The organism is Rhizobium altiplani (assembly GCF_001542405.1).
Taxonomy (GTDB): domain Bacteria; phylum Pseudomonadota; class Alphaproteobacteria; order Rhizobiales; family Rhizobiaceae; genus Rhizobium; species Rhizobium altiplani.
In genome coordinates, this window is the sequence record NZ_LNCD01000032.1 from 1 (window position 1) to 20,070 (window position 20,070).

Below are 20,070 nucleotides of genomic sequence, written 5' to 3' on the forward strand. Positions count from 1 at the left end.
CCCTCAAACTGCCTGCATGTAATCCGCCACACTGTAGCAATGGCTCGCCTGATAGGCGTTCCGTCCCCGGTTCATGTGCGTCAGGTTGAAGGTGCGGATTGCGCTCAGTACGCGGCGGCTTGTGAGAAATTTGCGGATCGAGACAGAGCCGCGCACATTGATGCCGAAAATATCAGCACCACGCGGGAAGAAGTAACTGACGTGCTCTGGCATCGCGACACTTTGCTCAAGAAAGTGTTCGTCCACCCGGCTCGGTGTTGCTGAACCATCTGTAGTGAAATCCGAAAGATGCACGATGAATCGGGCGCGGATATCGTCGCCGTGGGCATAGAGCGTGAAGAGCTCCATCCAGCTCGCATTGACGCGTATGAGCGGCTTGTCCGAGGTGGATGGGAGACAGGAAACCGACCAGTAGTAGCGCTCGGTCTTGCGCATGATCGGAATGCAGTTTGGACCGTATAGCCCGAGAATCTCCAGCAGTTGCCTCGCTTGCGGGCGACTGAGGAGTTTTTCAAATCGAGCGACATATTTGAAGCGCTGTTCAAGGGACTCTTGGCGCTCGTCCGCGTCCAACAAGTCGATCTTGCCCGCTATCCAATCGCGCTGCTGCTCAAGATCCAGGAAGTGCCGCACACCAGTTGTTCTCGGGCCTGATGTCGCGCCCATGTCAGACGCTCTGCGAAATTCGTATGCTCGTCATCGTCCGGCTCCTGTGTTCTCGCTAAGGCGTCAAGAGGCTAGGCATCGCGCCCGATGCGTCTTCGAATGATACCTCGCCGACGGTAAATCTGGAAAGCCTGCGCGACCACGATGAGAAAGTCACGTGACCGTAATAAGCGATAACTGGCGGTCGGCCTCAGGCGCTCGCCTCACCGGCTTTGGCGAGATCCTCTACGCTGAGAGGCAACTTCGCAAAGGAGCTGCCGGTTTCGGCTCGAAACAGATGAAAGCGTGCGGGTTCAACGACAAGAGCAAGAGATGAGCGGTCTTTGATCGCCACGTGATCCGGCAGGTGGACGATCGCCGCCGTCCCGCTTCCCTCGACCATACCATACACATAGGTATCGGTGCCGATGCTTTCTGCGTAATCGACCTCCAATCGGATCGGATACCCGTCTGCGCCGTCGCCTTTCTCGAGTTCGAAGTGGCTCGGCCGGACGCCGAGGATCACAGCCTCGCCGACGGCCGCCTCCCCGATCTCGGCTGGAATTTCCAGACTACCGAAGCCCGGCACCTCCACGGTCACGTGACCCGGACCCGCACCGGCAAGCGTCCCTTCAAAAAAGTTCATCTGTGGCGAGCCGATGAAGCCCGCGACGAACTTGTTGGCTGGAGATTCAAAAAGTTCCAGCGGAGTGCCGACCTGTTCGACCCTTCCGGCATTGAGGACGACAATGCGGTCCGCCATGGTCATCGCTTCGATCTGATCATGTGTGACGTAGACCATTGTCGCGCCGAGCCGCTTGTGAAGACGGCTGATCTCCCCTCGGGTCTGCACGCGAAGCGCGGCGTCCAGGTTGGACAGCGGCTCGTCAAAAAGAAACAACTTGGGATTCCTAACAATCGCTCGACCGATCGCTACCCGCTGCCGCTGGCCGCCAGAGAGCTGCTTCGGCCGTCGGTCAAGAAGAGGCTCGATTGCCAGCATTTTTGCCGCTTCGACCACACGTTGATCGATCTCGGCCCGGCTCATCTTCAGGTTCTCGAGTCCGAAGGAAAGGTTCTTCGCAACAGTCATGTGCGGGTACAGCGCATAGGATTGAAAGACCATGGCGATCCCGCGATCCCCAGGGGATGCTGCCGTCACATCATTGTCGCCAATGACGACCTGACCGGCGGTCACGTTTTCAAGGCCGGCAATGAGGCGGAGCAACGTTGACTTACCGCAACCGGAAGGACCGACAAGCACGACGAATTCGCCCTCGCCCACATCGAGATCCACACCGTGAAGGATCGCGTGATGGCCGAAGCTCTTCTTGACGTCCTTCAACTTGAGACCAGCCATGTATCCATTCCTTGTACTGCATCAGGGGACCGAGCGGTCGGGGTGCCAATTCCTTTTATCGGCCGCAGTTTGCGTGGAGGCAATTAGTTCGTCAAGATGACGAACGTTTTTTTCTATGAGATCGGTTCGATCAGTTTATCCCATTTCAGGCAGGATTTTCTCTATCGAGCCTCATCCCAGGCGACTTACGAGCTGATCCGCTCTTGGCGCCATGGCGGCCACATTCGTTGCGCGCCCGCGCTGCCACCGTCATCACAACCAATGCCGCTACCAGGCACATAGAGCGGTCGCGACTGGCACGGGACAGAGTTGGAAATCACAGTGGCGGCGGCGGGAGACGCCGCTGCTCCGGCAAAGCCTGCGGCGAAAAGAGCAGATTGTGGACATGGTTCAGACCAAGCGCTAAGGCTCCCAGCAGTGTTGCCTTGCCGCCAAGAATACTGGCCTTGACGTCGATTGCGCGGCGGCTTGCTTTCGTAATGCTTTGACGAACACGTTCGGCGATGAGCGGATGACGCCCGATACTGCCGCCGAGAACAACGGTCTTCGGATCGACGATCGCATTGACGGAAACGACGAGGAGCGCAGCAATGTCGGAGACTTTGCCGATAACATCGACAGCGAGCGGGTCGTCATTTTCTGCAAGCGCCAGGATATCACGCACCGATGTATCCTTCGCGCCTCCTGAGTGGGCGTAGAGCTCGCTGATCCCCTGGGCGGCAATCGCCGACTCCAAGGCGCCGCGCTCAAGGCTGTCCTCGGCGTACGGGTCTGCTCCGAACGGCATGTAGGAAATTTCGCCCGCCGCACCGCTTGCGCCGCGCATCAGCTTGCCGTCCTGCAGCACGCCCAGTCCGATACCCGTTCCCAGCGATATGAATGCTACGGAATCGATTGCGGTTGCGCATCCCTGCCAGGACTCGCCGATGACGGCTGCGTTGACGTCGTTTTCAAGGACAACAGGACAGCCAAGCCTGTCACTCAGGGTCCTACCGATATCGATCCCTTCGATATCGACCAGATTTGGTGCCATCGAGAGAGCCCCCGTGGCCGGGTCGACGACGCCCGGCGTCGCGACTGCCGTAACAAGCACCCGTTCCCTGGCGATACCCATGTCCGCGAGCGTTTTCGCCAGCATCGCGTCCACCTGATCGATCAGGTGATAGCCGCCGCGGCGATCGGATGGATAGTCGATTTCGCCGACAATGCTGCCGACAATATTGCCGATCACGATACGTGTTGTGGTCGCGCCCATGTCGATACCGACAGCATATCCGGCGTCGCCATTGACCTCATAGGTAATGGCGGTTCGGCCGATGCGCCCGCTTGTGACGCCCTTTTCCCGAACCCACCCGGCTTCTTCCAGCGTCCGGATGACCTCGGACATCGTCTGCTTCGAGAGGCCCGTAATCTTCGAGAGCTCCGCACGCGACGTAGGGCCTGCGTGAAGCAGAACATCCATGACGGCGCGAACAGAGATCTGCCGCAATACGGGAGGCGCGTTTTCGGTTAGTGCCATGGTCGAGCCATCCCGCCAGATCCGTCTTCATCGTTGTACCGGTGCTTTGCTTCTTCCATGAAAGCTCGCCGATTTCAAACTGCTTGTTGACAGTCTTCTGACGCACCAATAATAAATTCGTCAACCTGCCGAACAAATATCGCAGAGGGCTGAGTTTGTCAAATATTTCAACCATTGCGTCTGGCTTGCGACAGGCACATCACCCCCGCAGGGTAGACAGTGCGGGCGTCGTTGCCGGTGTCGATTTGGGTGGGACGAAGGTCCTTGTGGGTCTGGCCAACCTTGAAGGGCGGATTTTGGCAAAGGCCGAAGAACCAACGGAACATGGTTCAGATGCGCCGGTTCTGAGGCAAATTCCGCGAATGATCACGTCGCTGCTGCAACAGCATCGGGACCTTGGCCCTCTGCTTAAGGCTGTGGTCGGCGTACCGAGCGCCGTTTCGCCGTTGACAGGGCTTGCTTCACTTTCTCCCCATCTGGCAATCCCAGCGGATCGGCCACTTGCCGCACTCCTCGCAAAGGCCCTGCCCTGCCCTGTCGTGGTCGAGAACGACGTCAACCTGGCAGCTTACGCAGAGGCCACGCTCGGCAAGGGGCGCAATCGCGATTCCCTCGCCTTCGTCGCCTTCGGAACCGGTGTCGGAATGGGGCTCGTCGTCGGCGGCAGGCTTTTTCGTGGTCGACATGGACGGGCGGGCGAACTTGGCTTGCTGCCGCTCGGCGCCAATCCACATCAGATGGCACCGCACGCCCGCGCTGGCCTCTTTGAGGACCAGGTCGATTCACCTGCAGTGCGCAGCCTCTACGGCGATGGTACCGTGCCGGTGGCCGAGATCTTCGCTCGCGCCGCGGCCGGAGACGGGCAAGCTGCAACGGTTATCGAGACGCTCGCGAAATCGGCTTCGGTTGGCATAGCTTCCGTGCAAGCTCTCCTCGATCCCGACCTCATTGTGCTGGGAGGCGGCATCGGCTCGCAAAGGGAATTCGTCAACGCTGTGACACGACACCTATCGGTGTTGCTGCCATTTGCGGCACAGATCGAGGCAACTGGCATTGGTCCGGAAGCCGGCATGCTCGGTGCTCTCATGCTCGGTCTCAACGACCTTGCAAGCACTGTCATTCTTGAACAACGGGAGGCGATCCAATGAGCGCGCGAAAAGCAAAGCGACAAATTCTGACGCCGCTCGCCGACGGACAGCTTCGTTCCACGGAACCGGTGCTCGTCCCCTTCATGGCTCCACGCCTGCAGGGCGATTGCCGCCCGGAAGGCAAGATCGAGCTTTCGCTGTGGGGCTCTGGCAAACTGGCAAATCTGACTTTCACCGGATGGAACGCGCCGTTCACCTATGCCCCGAACCGCGTTGAAGCGCATGGCGGGGGGCTGTACGTGGCCCAATCGGCGCCGGCACTTTTCTTGAAGGGTGCAAAGCTCAGGACCTTTATTCCCGCCCGGCGCTGCGCGTGGTGGGGCAGCGTGGCGAAACGCGAACCGGTGGAGCGGCAAGGCAGTCGCCGTATCGCCCGCACCGGTTGGGGCGTCGCGATCGCCGAGCAGAGAGCGAGCGGGATATTCGTGACCGCCGGCGCGACGATCGAGGAGGCACTGGCGGCTCTCAAGCTGGACGAGACACACCTGATCGCCGAGGCGCATGCCTATGTAACGCGGTGCGATGCAATGCCGGAAGCAGATCCCTTGATGCGCAGCATGATCTCGCAAAGCCTGCATGCGGCCCTTTCCAGCATACGGCAGGACGAGCATGGCGCCTTTGCCGGGCTTGCGGCCGGCCAGGCCTACAGCGCGCCGGCGCGCACCTACTATCGTGACGGCTATTGGACGCTCCAGGCCCTCCTCGACCGGGAACCTGAGGCGGTCCGCGCTCAGATCGATCTTCTCGCACGAGGCGTCCAGCCGAACGGAGAAGCGCCGAGCGGCGTCATCCTGACAGGCCCCGGACAGGCAGAAGAATGGGAGAAGGTGCGGCAAACGCATCCAAGGATCAAGGAGGAGCACCTTCGGCCCGGAGACTGGTGGAGCGATCACTTCGACAGCCCCCTCTTCTTTATCCTCACGATCGGAGACTATATCAGGACAACCGGTGATAGTGCCCCCCTTTCCCTTTACTGGGACAAGGTAGTGACGATCTTCGATCGCTATTGCGGGTTCGACGAGGCAGGAAACGGCTTGCCGATGAAGCCACGGCACGACCGCGACTGGGCCGATAACGTCTACCGCCATGGCTATGTTGCCTATGACCTCGGCTTGTGGATCGGCGCGCTCGACGTCATCGCCCAGCATGGCCCATCGCTTGATGAGGCGGTGGCATCAAGGGCGGCCGCCATAGCGCAACAGGCACGCGCGTCGCTGGACGAGGCATTGTTGCAGCCGAGCGGTACCTACGCAGACTACGGGACAAAGGCGGATTTCGTCGAAGATCACCTGACGCTTGACAGCCTGACACTGCTTCGTTTCAAAGCGGTCTCTTTTGAAAGAGCAAAGAGCGTGCTCACCCGTGTCCAGCAAACCCTGGAGAGCCGCAACAACAGCGAACAGCCCTATGGCGATTGGGGGGTGCTTTGCGCCTTCCCCCCCTTCAAGCGTCCGAAAGATACGCGTGAAAAGTCCTATTTCGCCTACCGTTACCACAATGGTTCGGACTGGCCCTATCTTTCGGGCCTCTATGCGGAGCAGCTGTTGAATTATGACCTGGACGGCGCCGACTATCCGCTTTTGCGCTGGTGGAAGACCTGCCTGGAGGAGGGCTGGATGGGCGCTGTCGAATATTTCTCGCCTCCCTGGGGTCGCGGTTCGCTGCTTCAGGGATGGAGCAGCATGCCGGCAGCTGCGGCACTTTCCTACAAGCACAAACTGCCGGCGACGATCAGTTAAGTCGACGATCGATTGAGTTCCCCGACGGGCCGCCCTCAGGGCGGCCTCCTTTTGTTGTGGGATGCGTCAGACAAAAAAGCCGCCTTGAGGAGCGGCTTTTGACGTTCAGTTGGCGTGGTGCAGTTTTATTCCTTTGTCGCGCCCGCCATCAGGCCGCTCATCAGCATACGCTGCAACGCCGTAAACATCACAAGCACCGGCAGCACCGACAGTACCGACATGGACAATAGCCGCGGCCAGTTGATGCCGAAGCGCCCGACGGTGTTGGCAAGCGCAACCTGGACAGTCCATTTATCCTGATCGCTGATGATGAGGAATGGCCAGAGATAGTCGTTCCAGCGCCATACGAGATTGAACGCAAGCAGCGTGCCGATTGCCGGTATGGCAAGCGGTACGATGATCCTCCACAGGATACGCCACTCCGGCGTGCCGTCGAGACGCGCTGCCTCGAGAAGGCTGTCGGGAATGTTGGTGATGTATTGGCGCATGAGGAAGACGCCGGTGGGCGTTGCTGCCGGCGCAATGATGATACCTGCAAGCGTATCAAGAAGGTTGAGATCCCGCAGCACCAGAAAGACCGGGATCATGACGATCTGCAACGGCACCATCAATGACGACATGATGAGCAGGAAGAAGAGCGTATCTCCCTTGAACCTGAATTTCGCCAGGGCATAACCTGCCATGACGCTGATCGTCACAGAGAGAAGCGCCGAGAGCACGGATACCACCGCCGAATTGCGGAAGAAAATAAGGAACTTTGCCCGCGAGATGGTGTCGATGAAATTCTGCAGCGTAGGCTGCGCCGGAAAAATGGTGGGCGGCCACTGGAAAATCTCCTGCTGCGACTTCAACGACGACAGGAACAGCCAAGCCGGCGGCATCACGAAGACGAACAGCGTCAGCGCCACGAAGATCAATCGCCAGGGAGTGTAGATGCGCGTCATTTTTCACCCCGCGATACACGTAGCTGGAAGATCGTCAGAAGCAACAGGATGATGAACAGCACCATGGACTGGGCGGCCGCGACGCCAGCTTGCATAGGCTTCTGGAAGGCAGTGTCGTAGATCGTCTGAATAAGGTAGACGGTCGCCTTGCCTGGACCGCCGCCGGTCAAGGAGACGACGAGTTCATAGACCTTGAAGGCCTCGATCGAGGACAGCACCAAAACGACTGCCAGCGTCGGCTTGAGGAGCGGCAGGGTGATATGGGTGAACTGCCGCCACTTGCTGGTGCCGTCGATCGAGGCGGCCTCGTAATAGTCGATGGAAATTGCCGTCAAGCCGGCGATGAAGATCATCATGTTGAAGCCGGCTTGCGCCCACACCCAGGCGATCACGACAGCAACTTGCGCCATCGTGTCCTGCTCCAGCCATGGCACCGGAGCAATTCCGACCAGCGAAAGCAGGTAGTTGACCAGGCCGTTGTTGAGACCGAAGAGCCACCGCCAGGCTACACCGATAATCAGCAGGCTGATCATGGAAGGGAAAAAGACAATCGTGCGCACGACCGCAAACAGCTTGGTCTGGGGGGACAGAAGAAGAGCCAGCGCCAGCGAGACGATAATGTTCAACGGCACTGCAACGACAACGAAAAGGACCGTCTTGAGCAGTGAATTCTGGAAATCTGCATTGCTCAGGAGCCCAACGAAGTTTTCCAGGCCGACGTATTGCGGCACGGTACTTGGCACCTGTGGAACAACCACCACGCCCCGCTTGAAAAAGGCCATGAACAGGCCCTGCACCAGCGGATAGAGCGTGAAGGTGACGAGGAGTGCCATTGTAGGCAGCATGAGCAGGTAAGGCCAGCTCAGGCTCGCCAGACTGCTTCGCAGGCCTTTCGGCACCGGGTGGGAACCCAGTGCCGAACGACTATCCTCCAGCATGGCCGTCGTCACTTTCCGGCCTCAAGCGAGGCATCTGCTGCCTTCTTGATCTGCGAAATAGCCTCTGCGGAGGAGATCTGGCCGGCAACAGCCTGGGTGACGGCCGTCTTCACCGTACCCCAGACAGCCTGCATTTGCGGCCAGGCCTGGTCGGTTGCCGCATAGGCAGGGCTGGCGTTCAGCTCGTTCTGCATTGCCTTGATCGCTTCGGTCGCAGCCGGATTGTCATACTTGACACCCGGAGCCTTCAGATTGGCCGGAATCATGCCGAAGGTCTTGGCATACTGTGCCTGGATATCAGGCGAGGTGATCCATTTGATGAATTCAACGGCTTCCGGAAGATGCTGGCTCGTGTTGAAGGCGACGATATAGTCGCCGCCGTAGATTGACGATGCAACGGTGCCCCGCGGCGTCGGACCGGCCTGCCATGCAAAATGTGCATTGTCGGCCAATCCGGCGATTTGCCAGCTTCCCGACAAATAGGCGACAGCCTGACCGGCGGTGAAGATTTCCTTCGGATTATCAGAGCTTGCGCCGGTCCAAAGGCCAGGCGGCATTGCAGCCTTGGTGATGTCGATGAACTTGTCGAGCGCGCTCGTCCACGCTGCCTCGTCCATGATCACCTTGACGGGTTCTTTCTCGGTATAAATGTGGTTGCCATACTGGTACTCGTGGACGATCCAGCGGCTTGCGGAAACGTCCCACACCAGAGGATAGCGGGTCCCTGACTTTTCGGCGACTTCCTTGATCTTCGGAATGAATTCATCCCAGGTCCAGCCACTCGCCTGATCCGGGATTGCCACACCGGCCTTCTTGAAGGCATCGGCGTTCAGAAAGATGCCGGTCGAGGTCACACGCAGGGGCGCGGCGATCACCTTGTCGCCGAGCTTGGCGCCGTCGCCCCAACCCTTGACGAAGTCATTGATCCATTCGGGGCCGATTTCCTTGTTGAGATCGACGAGGAAGGGACGGATGACCGGTTCCATTGATGAGGTAAGCGACAAATCGGGCATGATGCCAGAGGCCGCATACTGCTGGAATTTCTGGATCATCCCGTCATAAGGGGTGATTTCAAGGTCGAAGGTCGTGTCGGGATGCAGCTTCGTATACTGGTCGAGCAGGGCGCGGGTGTTGGCCTCTTCCTGATCGTTGTCAACGTACCAGACGATCTTTAGTTCGGATGCTGCCGCCAGCGACATCGTCATCGCCATTGCAGCTGCTGTCATCATCAACGTCTTGAGCGGTTTCATAGGGTTCCCCTTCTTGGCTCCTCAGAACTCTGCGAACAATCAGCCTGCATTTACTCCCGTGAGGCGGGCGTTTGTTCGTAACCATGACGAATTAAATACGAGTTTTCAGTGGAGTCAACATAAACAAGATCAACCTCGCCCAATTAGTTCGTCCTGTTGACGAATAAATTCATGTGGCCTAACTGTTGGAAAAATGAGAGGAACCAAAATGGATTTTTCCGTCGAGGCAAATGGCGCTGATCTACAGCAATTCATCGACAGGTTGGCCGCCGTCGGCGGGGGAACGCTTCGGCTGCAGGCGGGACGTCACATATCGGGGCCGATCCGCCTTCGCAGCGATGTGACTTTGTCGATTGAGGCGGGCGCGACGCTCGAGTTCGTTCCAAACTATGAGCTTTATGCGCGAAATTCGGTAAGTGTCGTCGCGGAGGGATCCGATCGCGCATATATCGTGGCACATGACGTAAATAACATCGCGATTATCGGCAAAGGGAAGATTGTCGGTTCGGCGTATGCCTTCAACACCGGCTTCGACGAGACCGTCGGCACCTACACACCGAAGGAGAAGCGCCCGAGAGTCATTGTGTTCGAGGACTGCAGCAACGTCAGGCTCGAAAACGTTATCATCGAGGAATCCCCGATGTGGACGGTTCATCTCGTGCGTTGCAACGCCGTGATCGTCGACGGCGTAAAGGTGCTCAACAATCGGCTACTGCCGAACACGGATGGCATCGTTATCGACAGCTGCATAGACGTTGCGGTGAGCGAGATCGTCATCAGCACGGCTGACGACGGCATCTGCCTCAAGACCAGCCGGAGCGAAAAGGGCATCGGACGGTGCGAGAATATCGACGTCTCGAATTGCCTCGTCGAGAGCAACAGCTGCGCGTTGAAGATCGGCACTGAGAGTTTTGGCGACTTCCGCAATGTTCGGTTTACGCGGTCCAAAGTGCAAGATTCAAATCGAGCGCTCGGTATTTTCTCGCGCGACGGCGGAACCATCGATTGTGTGGTCTTCTCGGATATCGAGATCGACTGCCACGAGACAGCCGACGGCTTTTGGGGCTCTGGTGAACCGCTAACGATTACGCAGCTTGATCGTCGCCCGGAGTTACCCGCTGGCGTCGTCAGGAACGTCCGCGTCGAGAACGTCACCGGTCGCAGCCACGGCCCTATCAATCTCTTCGCGGAGCGAAGCGGCGGCATCGCTGGAGTAACCCTCCGCAACGTGCAATTGACGATGCAGGAAGGTCCCTTGGGAACAGCCAAGCAATACGACCTGCGCCCCACGAATGCCGACCTGTCCCCTCCCAAGGACGTGGAGGGTCGTGGCAATGCCTGGCTGCGCGGCGCTGACGGAAAGATCATCGGCCTTGTCGATTATCCAGGAGGCATGCCGGCCGTCTTTGCGCACAATACCGCAGACCTCAAACTCGACGGCGTTGACGTCGTGCGTCCGGATCCCCTTCCAAAAGGCTGGAACAACATCGCCCTTTGCGTTGACGACCGATCGCCTTCCCCACTCACCGCAACCGTTCGTCCCTGAGCGCTCCACAGAGACGGTGAGTATGTTTAGCGCCGATTCCACAGCAACCACCGTGGAGGCCTTGGTTGGCCGCAGCATCTGCCTGCTCGTCCTCAAAGGCATTCGCATGTACGCCAATTTTGATGGGCGAGGCACACGGTGACGGTGAAGGCGAGCGGAGTCGCTTTCAACTGCATGACGATTTCACCACCGATCGTTGGCATGCGATGCGGATGGCCCACGGCAGCCAGATGCGCCGGATGTGCGTGAAGCGCGACAAATCGAATGCGTGGCCCGCTTCCAATTCCCTCCCGAATTTCCAGCTGCTCAGGTCCGACCGAGTTGAAGCAGTCGAACGTCACGGCCATCGCGCGTGCCGTGCTCTTCCGCCGTGTACGAACGGTACTGATACGTCCCCTGGTGCAGAAGCTCATCAAGCAGAAGTCGGCTCACTGGTCGCCGAACATGGTCAGTGACCCGATTCAGACAAGCCTCCTGAAGCTGATCGACGAGAAGAAGAAAGAGCTAAAGCCCAAGAAGGCGGCGAAGGCTGGCAAGACCGAAGCGGCACCGAAGTCGAACGTGGTCAACACCATGGACGCGTTGCGCAGGAGCATTGAAACGGATCTCAAGGGACGGAAGGCGGGGTAGTCGCATGCACTTGCTGGAAATCAAGGTTGCTCACGAGACAACGGGCTGGCGGATAGACTTTTTCGGCGACGATGGGGAAACGGTGTCGATCAAGGTCGCGGACTGTCACGCTGCAAGCGAGGAAAAGGCCCTCGAGCGCGCAAAGGAGGGAATGGTTCAGTTGACACCATATGGCACGCGCGGGGGTGGCCGGAGCTTCAATTCCTACGATGCTGCAAGCAATGGCAACTTTTGCGACGACGAGCCGCTACTGGACACGCGACACTGATCCCGTGTTGGGAACGACGCGGGCTGTCGGTCAATAAAAAAGGCCGGGGCGAACCGCACCGACCTTCCTCATCATCGCCTTCTTACCAGTGCCAGTACATCCGTGGTCAAAAGCATTTCAGCGATGCGACGTTGCGAGCAGCGAATTTCAGCGCTCATCAGCAATGCCTATATGACAGTTCTACTTGTGAGATGTGTCCGCAACAAGTCGCAACCAGACATTCACGGACTTCGGTAGCAGATGCACCATCGTGAACGCTACGCGATGGGCTCTCGCGAAGGCCCTGCGATGTGGTCGACAAGGCGGGGTGCTTCCTCGGCAATCGCCAATATTATGCCCGACTTTCTGGTGGAGGCGAAATCCAGCCCGGCGAAGTAGAGGCCCCGCAGGGCGGCCACGCCATCCTCGTGCACAGGCTGTCCCGCGGCATCGAGCGCACCGGAAAGCCTCATCCAACTGAAATCGCCCTTGAAGCCCGTGCACCACACCACGGTCGTTATGCCGGACCGTGAGAGATCAAGCGACGTGATCGCCGGGTTCGGCCGACGCATCGCGACCGTCTCCGCCGGGTCGGGTTCGGAAACGGCTGCATCGATTCCAGCGCGGCTGATATATTCGTCGATATGACGTTTGATGTTGTCGGAGGCTTCGTCTGCAAAGTGAGCATTCGCTTCGAGATCGTCGGCGAACGAGAGGCGGTCGCCATCCTCTGCACCAGTCAATCGCCCAAGAAGCACGATACCTTGGGCGCTGAGCGATTGAAGGCTTATTGTGTGTAACGACCCAAGCACGCCACGAGGTGGGATGCGTCCCGCAAGTCGAATGACCTCCTCCCGTCGCACGTCAAGAAATCCGCATTCGAGAAGCCAGACCATGATGTCGCGGCCTCGGTAGCGACGGGGGAGCCGTCCGACACGACTGGTGGCAAGGAAGACGGTTCGTCGCGCTTGCGCCAGTTCCTCCGCGATCTGGACACCGGACTGGCCGCTTCCGACGACCAGCACCGCCCCATCGGGGAGATCCGCAGCGCTGCGGTAGTCGGAAGCGTCGATCTGGCGAAGGACGGGCGGTAACGCCGCGGCCCAAGCAGGGCGCACCGGACAATTCAGGCTGCCGCTTGCGACGATCACGTTCCGCGCCAAAAGCGTGCCGCGTGAGGTGGTCAGTCGATACGCGTCATTCTCGTGCGTGAGTTCGCTGACCGCGGTTCCCGTTTCGATCGGCAGCGCATTGCGCCTGGCGAAGTCCTCGAGGAGAGCGACAAACTGGTCGCGCGTCAGAGCACCGGACGGATCCGAACCATCGTAGGAATCGCCTGGCATGACTGTCTGCACGTTGGGGGTATTCATCCGAAAAGAATCCCATCGCTGTGTGCGCCACGTGTCTCCTATGCGGCCTCGCTCCAATACGCTATGGCGCAGCCCCCTTCGTGCGAGCCAATAGCTGACGCCGAGGCCCGCCCAGCCGGCCCCGACGACGACAGCATCGAGTACATCGGCACTATCATCCACTTGCCACGGTGATCTCATGATCGGCAGCCCCCAAGCCATCCCCGCGCGGCATTAAGCCTTCTTCCCGGCAATGAGTCCAGCGTGGTGGTTCTCCACCCGACTGGCCGAGCACACTCCGATCGGCAGCCCCGGACACCGCGGAAATTGTGTCACGATGCTTTCGCCAGATCGAAAGACAACTTGCCTGAATCGAAGCAAATCACTCGTCGGCGCGGTGAATGTGAGACCGCTTCGGTGGCGTCTGCCACCTTAAAGCGGACAATTAACCGGAGGATGAGCGAGCCGGCTTCCAGAACATGGGTCAGGCCTGGGAAGCAGGCCAGTCGTTTGACGGTTCCTCGACAGCCTCGTCAGATTGGTCGTCCGCGGGATCCGGGTCGCGGTCATACGCGATCCTAAGGCGGTCGAGTTCATTCTGGATGGCATCGTAGACGTCGGTCGCCTTTGCGCCTTTCACCACGAACGTGTGGATGAAATCTTCGAGCTTCAGGCTCAGGTCGTCACGCCAATCTTTGGTCATCGCCGCTCCTCCGGCTGGAGACGAACTCCTCTGCAGAGAAGGCCCCACGTCGGGCAACCACGTGGAGCGGCGCCCTCATCGGGTTCGGGATCGGGCAGCGGTTCCTCGCCGGGAACGCGGTCGGCATCGCGCGGTGGCATATCGACGGGCGACGGCGATGGCGGTGGCACAATGGGTTCGTTTGGCACGGACATGGGGTCCTCCTCGCTGCGAGAACGTGGGAAATCATCCCAAGTTCCGTTGACGCGCGCCCCTTCGACACCATCTGCTGCGAGATGCCCAAGACGAAGACGAAAAGCAAGGAAAGCGACGATCCCGAGCTGATCAGGGAGTGGCCGCTTCCCGTGGAGACGACCCTCGGATCTGGTGTCAGGGTGAAGGGGATCCTACAGGAAATTCGCTCCCGGCTACCATCCCCAGTCCGGAAATCGCTGGACATGCACGCAAGCGGGCTCATCCTTGTCATGCCAGAGTCTTCGAAGATAGCATTCAGAGCGACGGCATCGGCCGTTTCCAAGGCGCTCGACGACATCGCAGACCTTCCGGTCATTCCCAGGGAGATCGAGGATATCCTTACGATCACGGCATCAGAGCGGAAGCGCTGGCTCGAAGACGGCCGCCTGCCCAGCGCTGGAACGCGAACGGTCAGGCTGCAAGGGCGCGCAAGGAAGATTACCTTTCACGTATTCGACCCCCATGTTGTCGAAGATCTTCTCGGCAGGGACGCAGACGCCGACTCCTGAACGCCTGGAGGTGTTATCCCGCTACTTGGTAGAAAGGAAGTTCCTGTCAGGTACTGACCTGAAGCCATCGCAGACCTTCGCTTCGCTGTTTCCGCCGTCACCCCTCCCCGGCGTGAGGGGTGACGGACGGTTCCAGACGAAGCAGGCTCAAATTCCCATAAAGTTGGAAGGTTTGGAGAAGGCTATAAATGTCGCCTTTTGGTTTATAAATCGTGGAAAATCTAAACTTGACTGATGGTTTGGACGTAGCCTATAATCTAAACCATGAGTGAAGAATTTTCAGGAAAGTTAAACCATCTGCAGCGCGAGTTACCCGAGGGGCTTGTCGTGGACTCGGCGTGGCTGAAGGCACGGGGCTACTCCGCACAGCTGTGCAGCAAGTACGTCACGAATGGCTGGCTGGAGCGATTGACGCACGGCGTCTATCGCAAGCCCGGCGGCAAACTCCTGTGGGAGCACGTCGTCATATCGCTGCAAACCCTGCTCATGAAGCCCCTCCTGGTCGGCGGTGGGACGGCACTCACGCTTCACGGCTTCTCCCATTATCTCAGACGGGACGAGAAAGAGGTCCATCTATACGGCCCGGAAGACGCGCCCACCTGGCTCAACAAGCTGCCGCTGCAGATCGCATTCGTCTCTCACAATAGTGGCGCGCTGTTTCGCAATGAACCGATCCATTTTGGACTGACAAGTCTTGGCTGGAATCTGAAAGACAGCAGCCAAACCGGCGACGAAAGCCCGCAGGGCGGGTCATTCCGCGTCATGCCGTGGGGGCAGTGGGACTGGCCACTGACGCTATCAACCCCCGAGCGGGCCGTCCTTGAAATGCTGGACGGACTGCCAAGCCACGAGAGTTTTGATCAGGCCGACAAAATCATGGAAGGGCTCACAACCCTCAGCCCCCGGAGACTGCAAAAGCTGCTGCTTGACTGCAAGAGCATCAAGGTGAAGCGCCTGTTCTTCTTCTTCGCGGACCGCCATAACCATCCGTGGCGAAAGCACCTCAATAAGGAGGCCGTCAATCTGGGAACCGGCAAGCGGATGCTCGTGCCGGGCGGACGCCTGGATCCGACCTATCTAATCACCGTTCCGGAGGAATTGTATGCCGGTCAATGAACGGTACCGCCAGCAGGTCGCTCTGCTGGTACAGACGATCCCTGCTGTTGCCGAGGAAAAGGACTTTGCCCTCAAGGGCGGCACCGCCATCAATCTGTTTGTCCGCGATATGCCGCGCCTCTCGGTCGATATCGACCTTACATTCCTGCCGGTCATGCCGCGCGATGAATCGCTGGCCGCCATCGAATCCGCGCTCCTGCGGATCAAGAAACGGGTCGAAGATTCGGTTGCAAGCGTGCGCGTCTTTGAAAGCCGCCAGAACGACGGCAGCCTGACGCGCCTTGTCGTTCAGGACAGGAACCGTACGCAGATCAAGATCGAAGTCACGCCCGTTCTGCGCGGCTGCGTCTTTGCGCCCGAGATGAGGACTGTGTCAGCAGCAGTCGAAGAGGAGTTCGGTTTTGCGGAAATCCAGGTCGTTTCGTTCGCTGACTTATACGCCGGCAAGATAATGGCGGCTCTCGACCGGCAGCATCCGCGCGATCTTTTCGATATCAGGGATTTGCTGGTCAATGAAGGGATCAGCGACGAACTGCGCCAAGGCTTTATTGTCTATCTCATCAGCCATGGGAGACCCATCGCCGAAGTGATCACGTCTGGCCAGAAGGACATCACGGCTGAATACGAGAAGAATTTTGAAGGCATGGCCGTGAATGATGTTCCGCTCGCCGACCTTCTCGATGCGCGCGCGCAACTCGTTGAAATCCTAATCGGCGCAATGCCGATGCCGCACCGCGAGTTTTTGGTCGGATTCAAAAAGGGCGCGCCAGACTGGGACAAACTCGGACTGGCCGGGGCGGCAGACTTGCCGGCGGTGAGATTCAAGCAACAGAATCTTGATAAGCTCAATGGTAGTACAAGAGCGAGCCTGACCGAACGACTGGCAACAGTATTGGGAATCGGCGAGTGCTAAGCCACGCGTGATGAAGAAGATGCCGAGAAGCCGCAATACGAAAAGAATAAGCTGAGGGGCGAAGTGTTTCTAAAAATCAGCCGCGTCAAAAATCTGGGTGTCTTCTCGGACTACGCCTGGGACGCCGGGCTACCCGCGTTCGAGCGCTTCAATGTCGTGTTCGGCGAAAATGGCTCAGGCAAGACTACGCTTTCAAGATTGTTCGACGACGGCAAGGGTAGCCAAGCGCCTTCATCGTCCATGCCAGGCAACGGCCATGGCTCAGATAGTGCTCGACGGCAATCCCCTTCTGCTCATCCGAATACCGTTGTTTGGTGCGTGCATAGCCCGCCAGCAAGTCGTGACCACGTTCGTACTCGCGACACCAATGCTTGAGTGCATTCTTCGCCGGGTAGCCCAACTGACGGATCGTGGCCTTCACGTGTTTACCAAGCTTGATGTAGAGCTGCACGGCCCTCATGCGGTCTTCGTACGAATACATGCACTATGTCCTGTTAGTCCAAGAATTCGTCCGCACCTCCTAAGTGCCAAAGTAAAATTCCCCACTGCCGCCGCCGCAATGCCGCCGCGTGTCGGGCTATGGGTGAGTCAGCCGACAGCGCGGCCTGTCCCAGTGGAACGGCTTTATAGCGGTTCCACCTTTTAGCGCGAACACTTCCTCGCCGCTTTAGGCACACGAGAAGAGCCCTTGGTCATTCGACCGCCGCGTATCGGCAGTCCATGTTTGACTGCCATTAGATCCGAAGGTCGTGTACTGTGCCCGACGTCGAAATCGAGGATCAGCTGATATGGACGAGGAGGGCTTGGCTGAGATCTCAGCCCGGTATGTTCGCTTCGCCGATGCAGAAGCCCTCGGCCGTTCGCCGCTCTACGAGGCGTTAGCTCGTGCGGTTGCTGCAGACCGGGAGACCCTCGGCTTCCTATCGACTCTCCCAGACATGAAAAGGCAACCGAACCTTCTGCTTGCGGCGGTGCGTCACCTGTTCGGCACGCCGACGGGATGGACCGAGTTCCGCCAGATGCTCCTGGCCCATCCCGACGCTGTCCGTTCGCTGATGCTCCAGCGTTCGACACAAACCAACGAACCAGGAAGGTGCGCTTCGCTGCTCCCCGTCCTGGCGCGATTGCCGCAGCCGCTCGCGCTCCTCGAAGTCGGGACCTCCGCAGGGCTCTGCCTCATGCCCGACCTCTATGGCTACGACTACGGCCGCAAGGCGATCCGCGCACCCGTGATGGCCTTGGAACCGCCTGTCTTCCGTTGCTCCGCCAGCGAGATGACCCCGTTGCCGACGGCCGCGCCACACGTCGTCTGGCGAGCGGGGTTGGACCTGAGTCCAATCGATGCTTCAGATCCTGCGCAAGTCGCATGGCTTAAGACACTGGTCTGGCCAGAGCAGACGGAACGGCTTGCCAATCTGCAGGCCGCCGTGAAAATCGCCGCCACGGTCAAGCCACGGATCGTGAAGGGTGACCTGCGCGGGAGCGAGTTCGTTCGGCTCTGCAGCGAAGCTCCAAAGGACGCCACCCTTGTCGTCTTTCACACGGCCGTCCTCGACTACATTTCAGACCTCGCAGACAGGGAGGCTTTCGCCGAGCAGGCGATGCGTCTCGCTCCGTATTGGGTATCGAACGAGTTCCCCCGCACATTCCCGTCCATCGCCACGCGCACAGGAACAAGCTGGCCACCCGGGCGCTTCCTCCTATCTGTGAACCGCTCTCCTGTCGCCTGGACCGACCCGCATGGAGCTTCGCTCACATGGATCGCGGACGAGCTTAACGGCCCGGCCGATGCAGAGCATTTGCGCTAAAGCTTGGTCAGGGCCGGCCCTCCCAAATGACCGGAACGTTCGGCCCTGCCTTTGATTGCAGACATCAGCCGACGTTGCCTCGAATTTCCGCACCACTATACCGGCGATCGGAAGGAACTCCGCAATCCCTAATTTTCGAACACCTCTAAGGTCCACGTCGACGCGCTCGCAGCGCTTCGATCAGTGAGTTGCACGAAAGGACGTCGTGCAGTCATCTTGCCAGCCATCCGCCATCGACAGGCAAGACGATGCCGTGGACATAGTCGGAGGCCTGTGATGCCAGGAAGACCGCTGCGCCACCGAGTTGCGCGGGATCGCCCCAATGGCCGGCCGGGATGCGGGCAAGGATACCGGCGCTCCGGTCCGGATCCTCACGAAGCGCGGTCGTGTTGTTGGTCACGAAATAGCCTGGTGCAATGGCATTGACGTTGATACCCTTGCCCGCCCATTCGCAGGCCAAGAGACGCGTCAGTCCGGCAAGGCCGCTCTTCGAGGCCGTGTAGGAAGGAATGCGGATGCCGCCCTGGAAGGACAATAGCGAGGCGATATTGATGATCTTGCCGCCGCCTCGTTCGAGCATATGCCGGGCGGCAGCCTGCGACAGAAAGAAGACGCTCTTCAGGTTGATGTCCATGACCGCATCCCAATCGGCCTCCGTGAAGTCGATGGCGTCGGCGCGGCGGATGATGCCGGCATTGTTGACGAGGATGTCGAGCTTGCCAAAGGTCGCTACCGTTTCGTCGACGATTGCCTTTGTCGGTTCGATCGATCCAAGATCGGCCTTGATGGCGTGAAAACCGGCACCGATCTTGCGAACCGCAGCCTCGGTTTCGTCCATCGATGAGCGGCCGACGGCAACGATCGTGGCGCCAGCCGCAGCCAGCGCGACGGCGATTGCCTGACCAAGGCCGGTATTGGCACCGGTGACGACCGCCACCTGCCCGGAAAGATCGAACATGGTCATGGCGGGCCTCACTTGAGGAATTCGGCGCGATGTGGCGTAAACGTATCGATCAGGCGGCCCTTCTCGAGAGCCTTGACCCCATGCACCAGATCGGGGGGAACGATGAAGCTGCCTCCCTGGTGCAGGGTTTCCGTCCTGCCGTCGATCGTCACCTCGAAACTGCCCTCAGCCACATAGCTTGCCTGGATGTGGGGATGGGAATGAAGCGCACCGACGGCGTCCTTCTCGAAAACGACCTCGACCATCATCATCTCAGGCAGGTAGGCCATGATGCGACGGGTCACGCCCGGTTCCGGACTGGCCCACTCGGCATCCTTGGCCGGCACGAAAAGATCACTCACTGCCATAGTCCCCCTCCTCACCGAAGATCTTCGATGGCGACAAGGTCGACGTCGGTATAGTCGACATTGTCGCCGGCCATGGCCCAGATGAATGTGTAGCTTGATGTACCGACACCGGAATGGATCGACCAACCCGGCGACAGGATCGCCTCCTCGTTCTTGACGAT

Annotated in this window: 18 protein-coding genes and 5 pseudogenes; 9 read left to right on the top strand and 14 right to left on the bottom strand. The window is 59.1% G+C overall.

Annotation, left to right across the window (positions count from 1 at the left end):
- Window positions 1–3: 3 nt before the first annotated feature.
- The 3 genes from AS026_RS05670 to AS026_RS05680 all read right to left on the bottom strand — a co-directional run bounded on the left by AS026_RS05670 (window position 4) and on the right by AS026_RS05680 (window position 3,524).
- Complete coding sequence (locus AS026_RS05670; protein WP_062368915.1) at window positions 4–666, bottom strand: hypothetical protein; 663 nt, start codon at window positions 664–666, stop codon at window positions 4–6.
- A gap of 190 nt (window positions 667–856) precedes the next feature.
- Window positions 857–2,005: an ABC transporter ATP-binding protein gene (locus tag AS026_RS05675; protein ID WP_062368916.1), complete on the bottom strand. Its 1,149-nt coding sequence runs from the start codon at window positions 2,003–2,005 to the stop codon at window positions 857–859.
- A gap of 316 nt (window positions 2,006–2,321) precedes the next feature.
- Window positions 2,322–3,524, bottom strand: a complete 1,203-nt coding sequence (locus AS026_RS05680; protein ID WP_062368917.1) for an ROK family transcriptional regulator — start codon at window positions 3,522–3,524, stop codon at window positions 2,322–2,324.
- Window positions 3,525–3,679: 155 nt separating this feature from the next.
- On the opposite strand from AS026_RS05680, the gene AS026_RS05685 reads away from it, so the two are divergent.
- Window positions 3,680–4,672 (top strand): ROK family protein, encoded by a 993-nt coding sequence (locus tag AS026_RS05685; protein ID WP_245307353.1) that lies wholly within the window; start codon window positions 3,680–3,682, stop codon window positions 4,670–4,672.
- Window positions 4,669–6,411 (top strand): GH116 family glycosyl hydrolase, encoded by a 1,743-nt coding sequence (locus AS026_RS05690; protein WP_082728452.1) that lies wholly within the window; start codon window positions 4,669–4,671, stop codon window positions 6,409–6,411. The genes AS026_RS05685 and AS026_RS05690 overlap by 4 nt, the downstream gene beginning before the upstream one ends.
- Before the next feature lie 125 nt (window positions 6,412–6,536).
- On the opposite strand, the gene AS026_RS05695 is transcribed toward AS026_RS05690, so the two are convergent.
- From AS026_RS05695 to AS026_RS05705, 3 genes are read right to left on the bottom strand one after another with little or no spacing between them, the layout of a single operon-like run.
- The gene (locus AS026_RS05695; RefSeq protein WP_062368918.1) at window positions 6,537–7,355 is read right to left on the bottom strand and encodes a carbohydrate ABC transporter permease; all 819 of its coding nucleotides are present in this window, start codon (window positions 7,353–7,355) and stop codon (window positions 6,537–6,539) included.
- A complete protein-coding gene (locus AS026_RS05700; RefSeq protein WP_245307360.1) occupies window positions 7,352–8,293 on the bottom strand; it encodes a carbohydrate ABC transporter permease in 942 nt (313 codons plus the stop codon). The genes AS026_RS05695 and AS026_RS05700 overlap by 4 nt, the downstream gene beginning before the upstream one ends.
- A gap of 8 nt (window positions 8,294–8,301) precedes the next feature.
- Entirely contained in the window at window positions 8,302–9,543 is a 1,242-nt protein-coding gene (locus AS026_RS05705) for an ABC transporter substrate-binding protein (protein ID WP_062368920.1), read from the bottom strand.
- Window positions 9,544–9,751: 208 nt separating this feature from the next.
- Here AS026_RS05705 and pglB point away from each other — a divergent pair, with 208 nt between their 5' ends.
- Window positions 9,752–11,089 carry a polygalacturonase PglB gene (gene pglB, locus AS026_RS05710; RefSeq protein ID WP_062368921.1) on the top strand — a complete coding sequence of 446 codons (1,338 nt, stop codon included), beginning with the start codon at window positions 9,752–9,754 and terminating at the stop codon, window positions 11,087–11,089.
- Window positions 11,090–11,223: 134 nt separating this feature from the next.
- Here pglB and AS026_RS39415 read toward each other — a convergent pair.
- Window positions 11,224–11,375: pseudogene (locus AS026_RS39415) on the bottom strand (nickel permease); the annotation flags it as partial.
- A gap of 107 nt (window positions 11,376–11,482) precedes the next feature.
- Between AS026_RS39415 and AS026_RS05720 the strand changes: the two are divergent.
- Both AS026_RS05720 and AS026_RS05725 read left to right on the top strand, forming a co-directional pair.
- Window positions 11,483–11,719 (top strand): annotated as a pseudogene (locus AS026_RS05720) (non-homologous end joining protein Ku); the annotation flags it as partial.
- 4 nt (window positions 11,720–11,723) lie between these two features.
- Window positions 11,724–11,987, top strand: a complete 264-nt coding sequence (locus AS026_RS05725; protein ID WP_062368924.1) for a hypothetical protein — start codon at window positions 11,724–11,726, stop codon at window positions 11,985–11,987.
- A 257-nt stretch (window positions 11,988–12,244) separates the two neighbouring features.
- Here AS026_RS05725 and AS026_RS05730 read toward each other — a convergent pair whose 3' ends face one another.
- The 3 genes from AS026_RS05730 to AS026_RS05740 all read right to left on the bottom strand — a co-directional run bounded on the left by AS026_RS05730 (window position 12,245) and on the right by AS026_RS05740 (window position 14,212).
- Window positions 12,245–13,537, bottom strand: a complete 1,293-nt coding sequence (locus tag AS026_RS05730) for a flavin-containing monooxygenase (RefSeq protein WP_167354886.1) — start codon at window positions 13,535–13,537, stop codon at window positions 12,245–12,247.
- A 262-nt stretch (window positions 13,538–13,799) separates the two neighbouring features.
- Window positions 13,800–14,018 carry a hypothetical protein gene (locus AS026_RS05735; RefSeq protein ID WP_062368925.1) on the bottom strand — a complete coding sequence of 73 codons (219 nt, stop codon included), beginning with the start codon at window positions 14,016–14,018 and terminating at the stop codon, window positions 13,800–13,802.
- Window positions 14,015–14,212, bottom strand: a complete 198-nt coding sequence (locus AS026_RS05740; protein ID WP_062368926.1) for a hypothetical protein — start codon at window positions 14,210–14,212, stop codon at window positions 14,015–14,017. The genes AS026_RS05735 and AS026_RS05740 overlap by 4 nt, the downstream gene beginning before the upstream one ends.
- 81 nt (window positions 14,213–14,293) lie before the next feature.
- Here AS026_RS05740 and AS026_RS05745 point away from each other — a divergent pair.
- From AS026_RS05745 to AS026_RS05760, 3 genes and pseudogenes are all read left to right on the top strand, one after another.
- Window positions 14,294–14,743 (top strand): annotated as a pseudogene (locus AS026_RS05745) (hypothetical protein); the annotation flags it as partial.
- A 282-nt stretch (window positions 14,744–15,025) separates the two neighbouring features.
- On the top strand, window positions 15,026–15,877 hold the full coding sequence (locus AS026_RS05755; RefSeq protein ID WP_062368928.1) for a type IV toxin-antitoxin system AbiEi family antitoxin domain-containing protein: 852 nt from the start codon (window positions 15,026–15,028) through the stop codon (window positions 15,875–15,877).
- A complete protein-coding gene (locus tag AS026_RS05760) occupies window positions 15,864–16,790 on the top strand; it encodes a nucleotidyl transferase AbiEii/AbiGii toxin family protein (RefSeq protein ID WP_062368929.1) in 927 nt (308 codons plus the stop codon). Before AS026_RS05755 ends, AS026_RS05760 begins: the two co-directional genes overlap by 14 nt.
- 205 nt (window positions 16,791–16,995) lie before the next feature.
- On the opposite strand, the pseudogene AS026_RS43100 reads toward AS026_RS05760, so the two are convergent.
- Window positions 16,996–17,271 (bottom strand): annotated as a pseudogene (locus AS026_RS43100) (IS3 family transposase); the annotation flags it as partial.
- 322 nt (window positions 17,272–17,593) lie between these two features.
- Here AS026_RS43100 and AS026_RS05770 point away from each other — a divergent pair.
- Complete coding sequence (locus AS026_RS05770; RefSeq protein ID WP_245307361.1) at window positions 17,594–18,598, top strand: DUF2332 domain-containing protein; 1,005 nt, start codon at window positions 17,594–17,596, stop codon at window positions 18,596–18,598.
- A 211-nt stretch (window positions 18,599–18,809) separates the two neighbouring features.
- Here AS026_RS05770 and kduD read toward each other — a convergent pair whose 3' ends face one another.
- The 3 genes and pseudogenes from kduD to AS026_RS41030 all read right to left on the bottom strand — a co-directional run.
- Entirely contained in the window at window positions 18,810–19,562 is a 753-nt protein-coding gene (gene kduD, locus AS026_RS05775) for a 2-dehydro-3-deoxy-D-gluconate 5-dehydrogenase KduD (protein WP_062368931.1), read from the bottom strand.
- Window positions 19,563–19,570: 8 nt separating this feature from the next.
- A complete protein-coding gene (locus tag AS026_RS05780; protein ID WP_062368932.1) occupies window positions 19,571–19,909 on the bottom strand; it encodes a cupin domain-containing protein in 339 nt (112 codons plus the stop codon).
- An 11-nt stretch (window positions 19,910–19,920) separates the two neighbouring features.
- Window positions 19,921–20,070 (bottom strand): annotated as a pseudogene (locus tag AS026_RS41030) (5-deoxy-glucuronate isomerase); the annotation flags it as partial.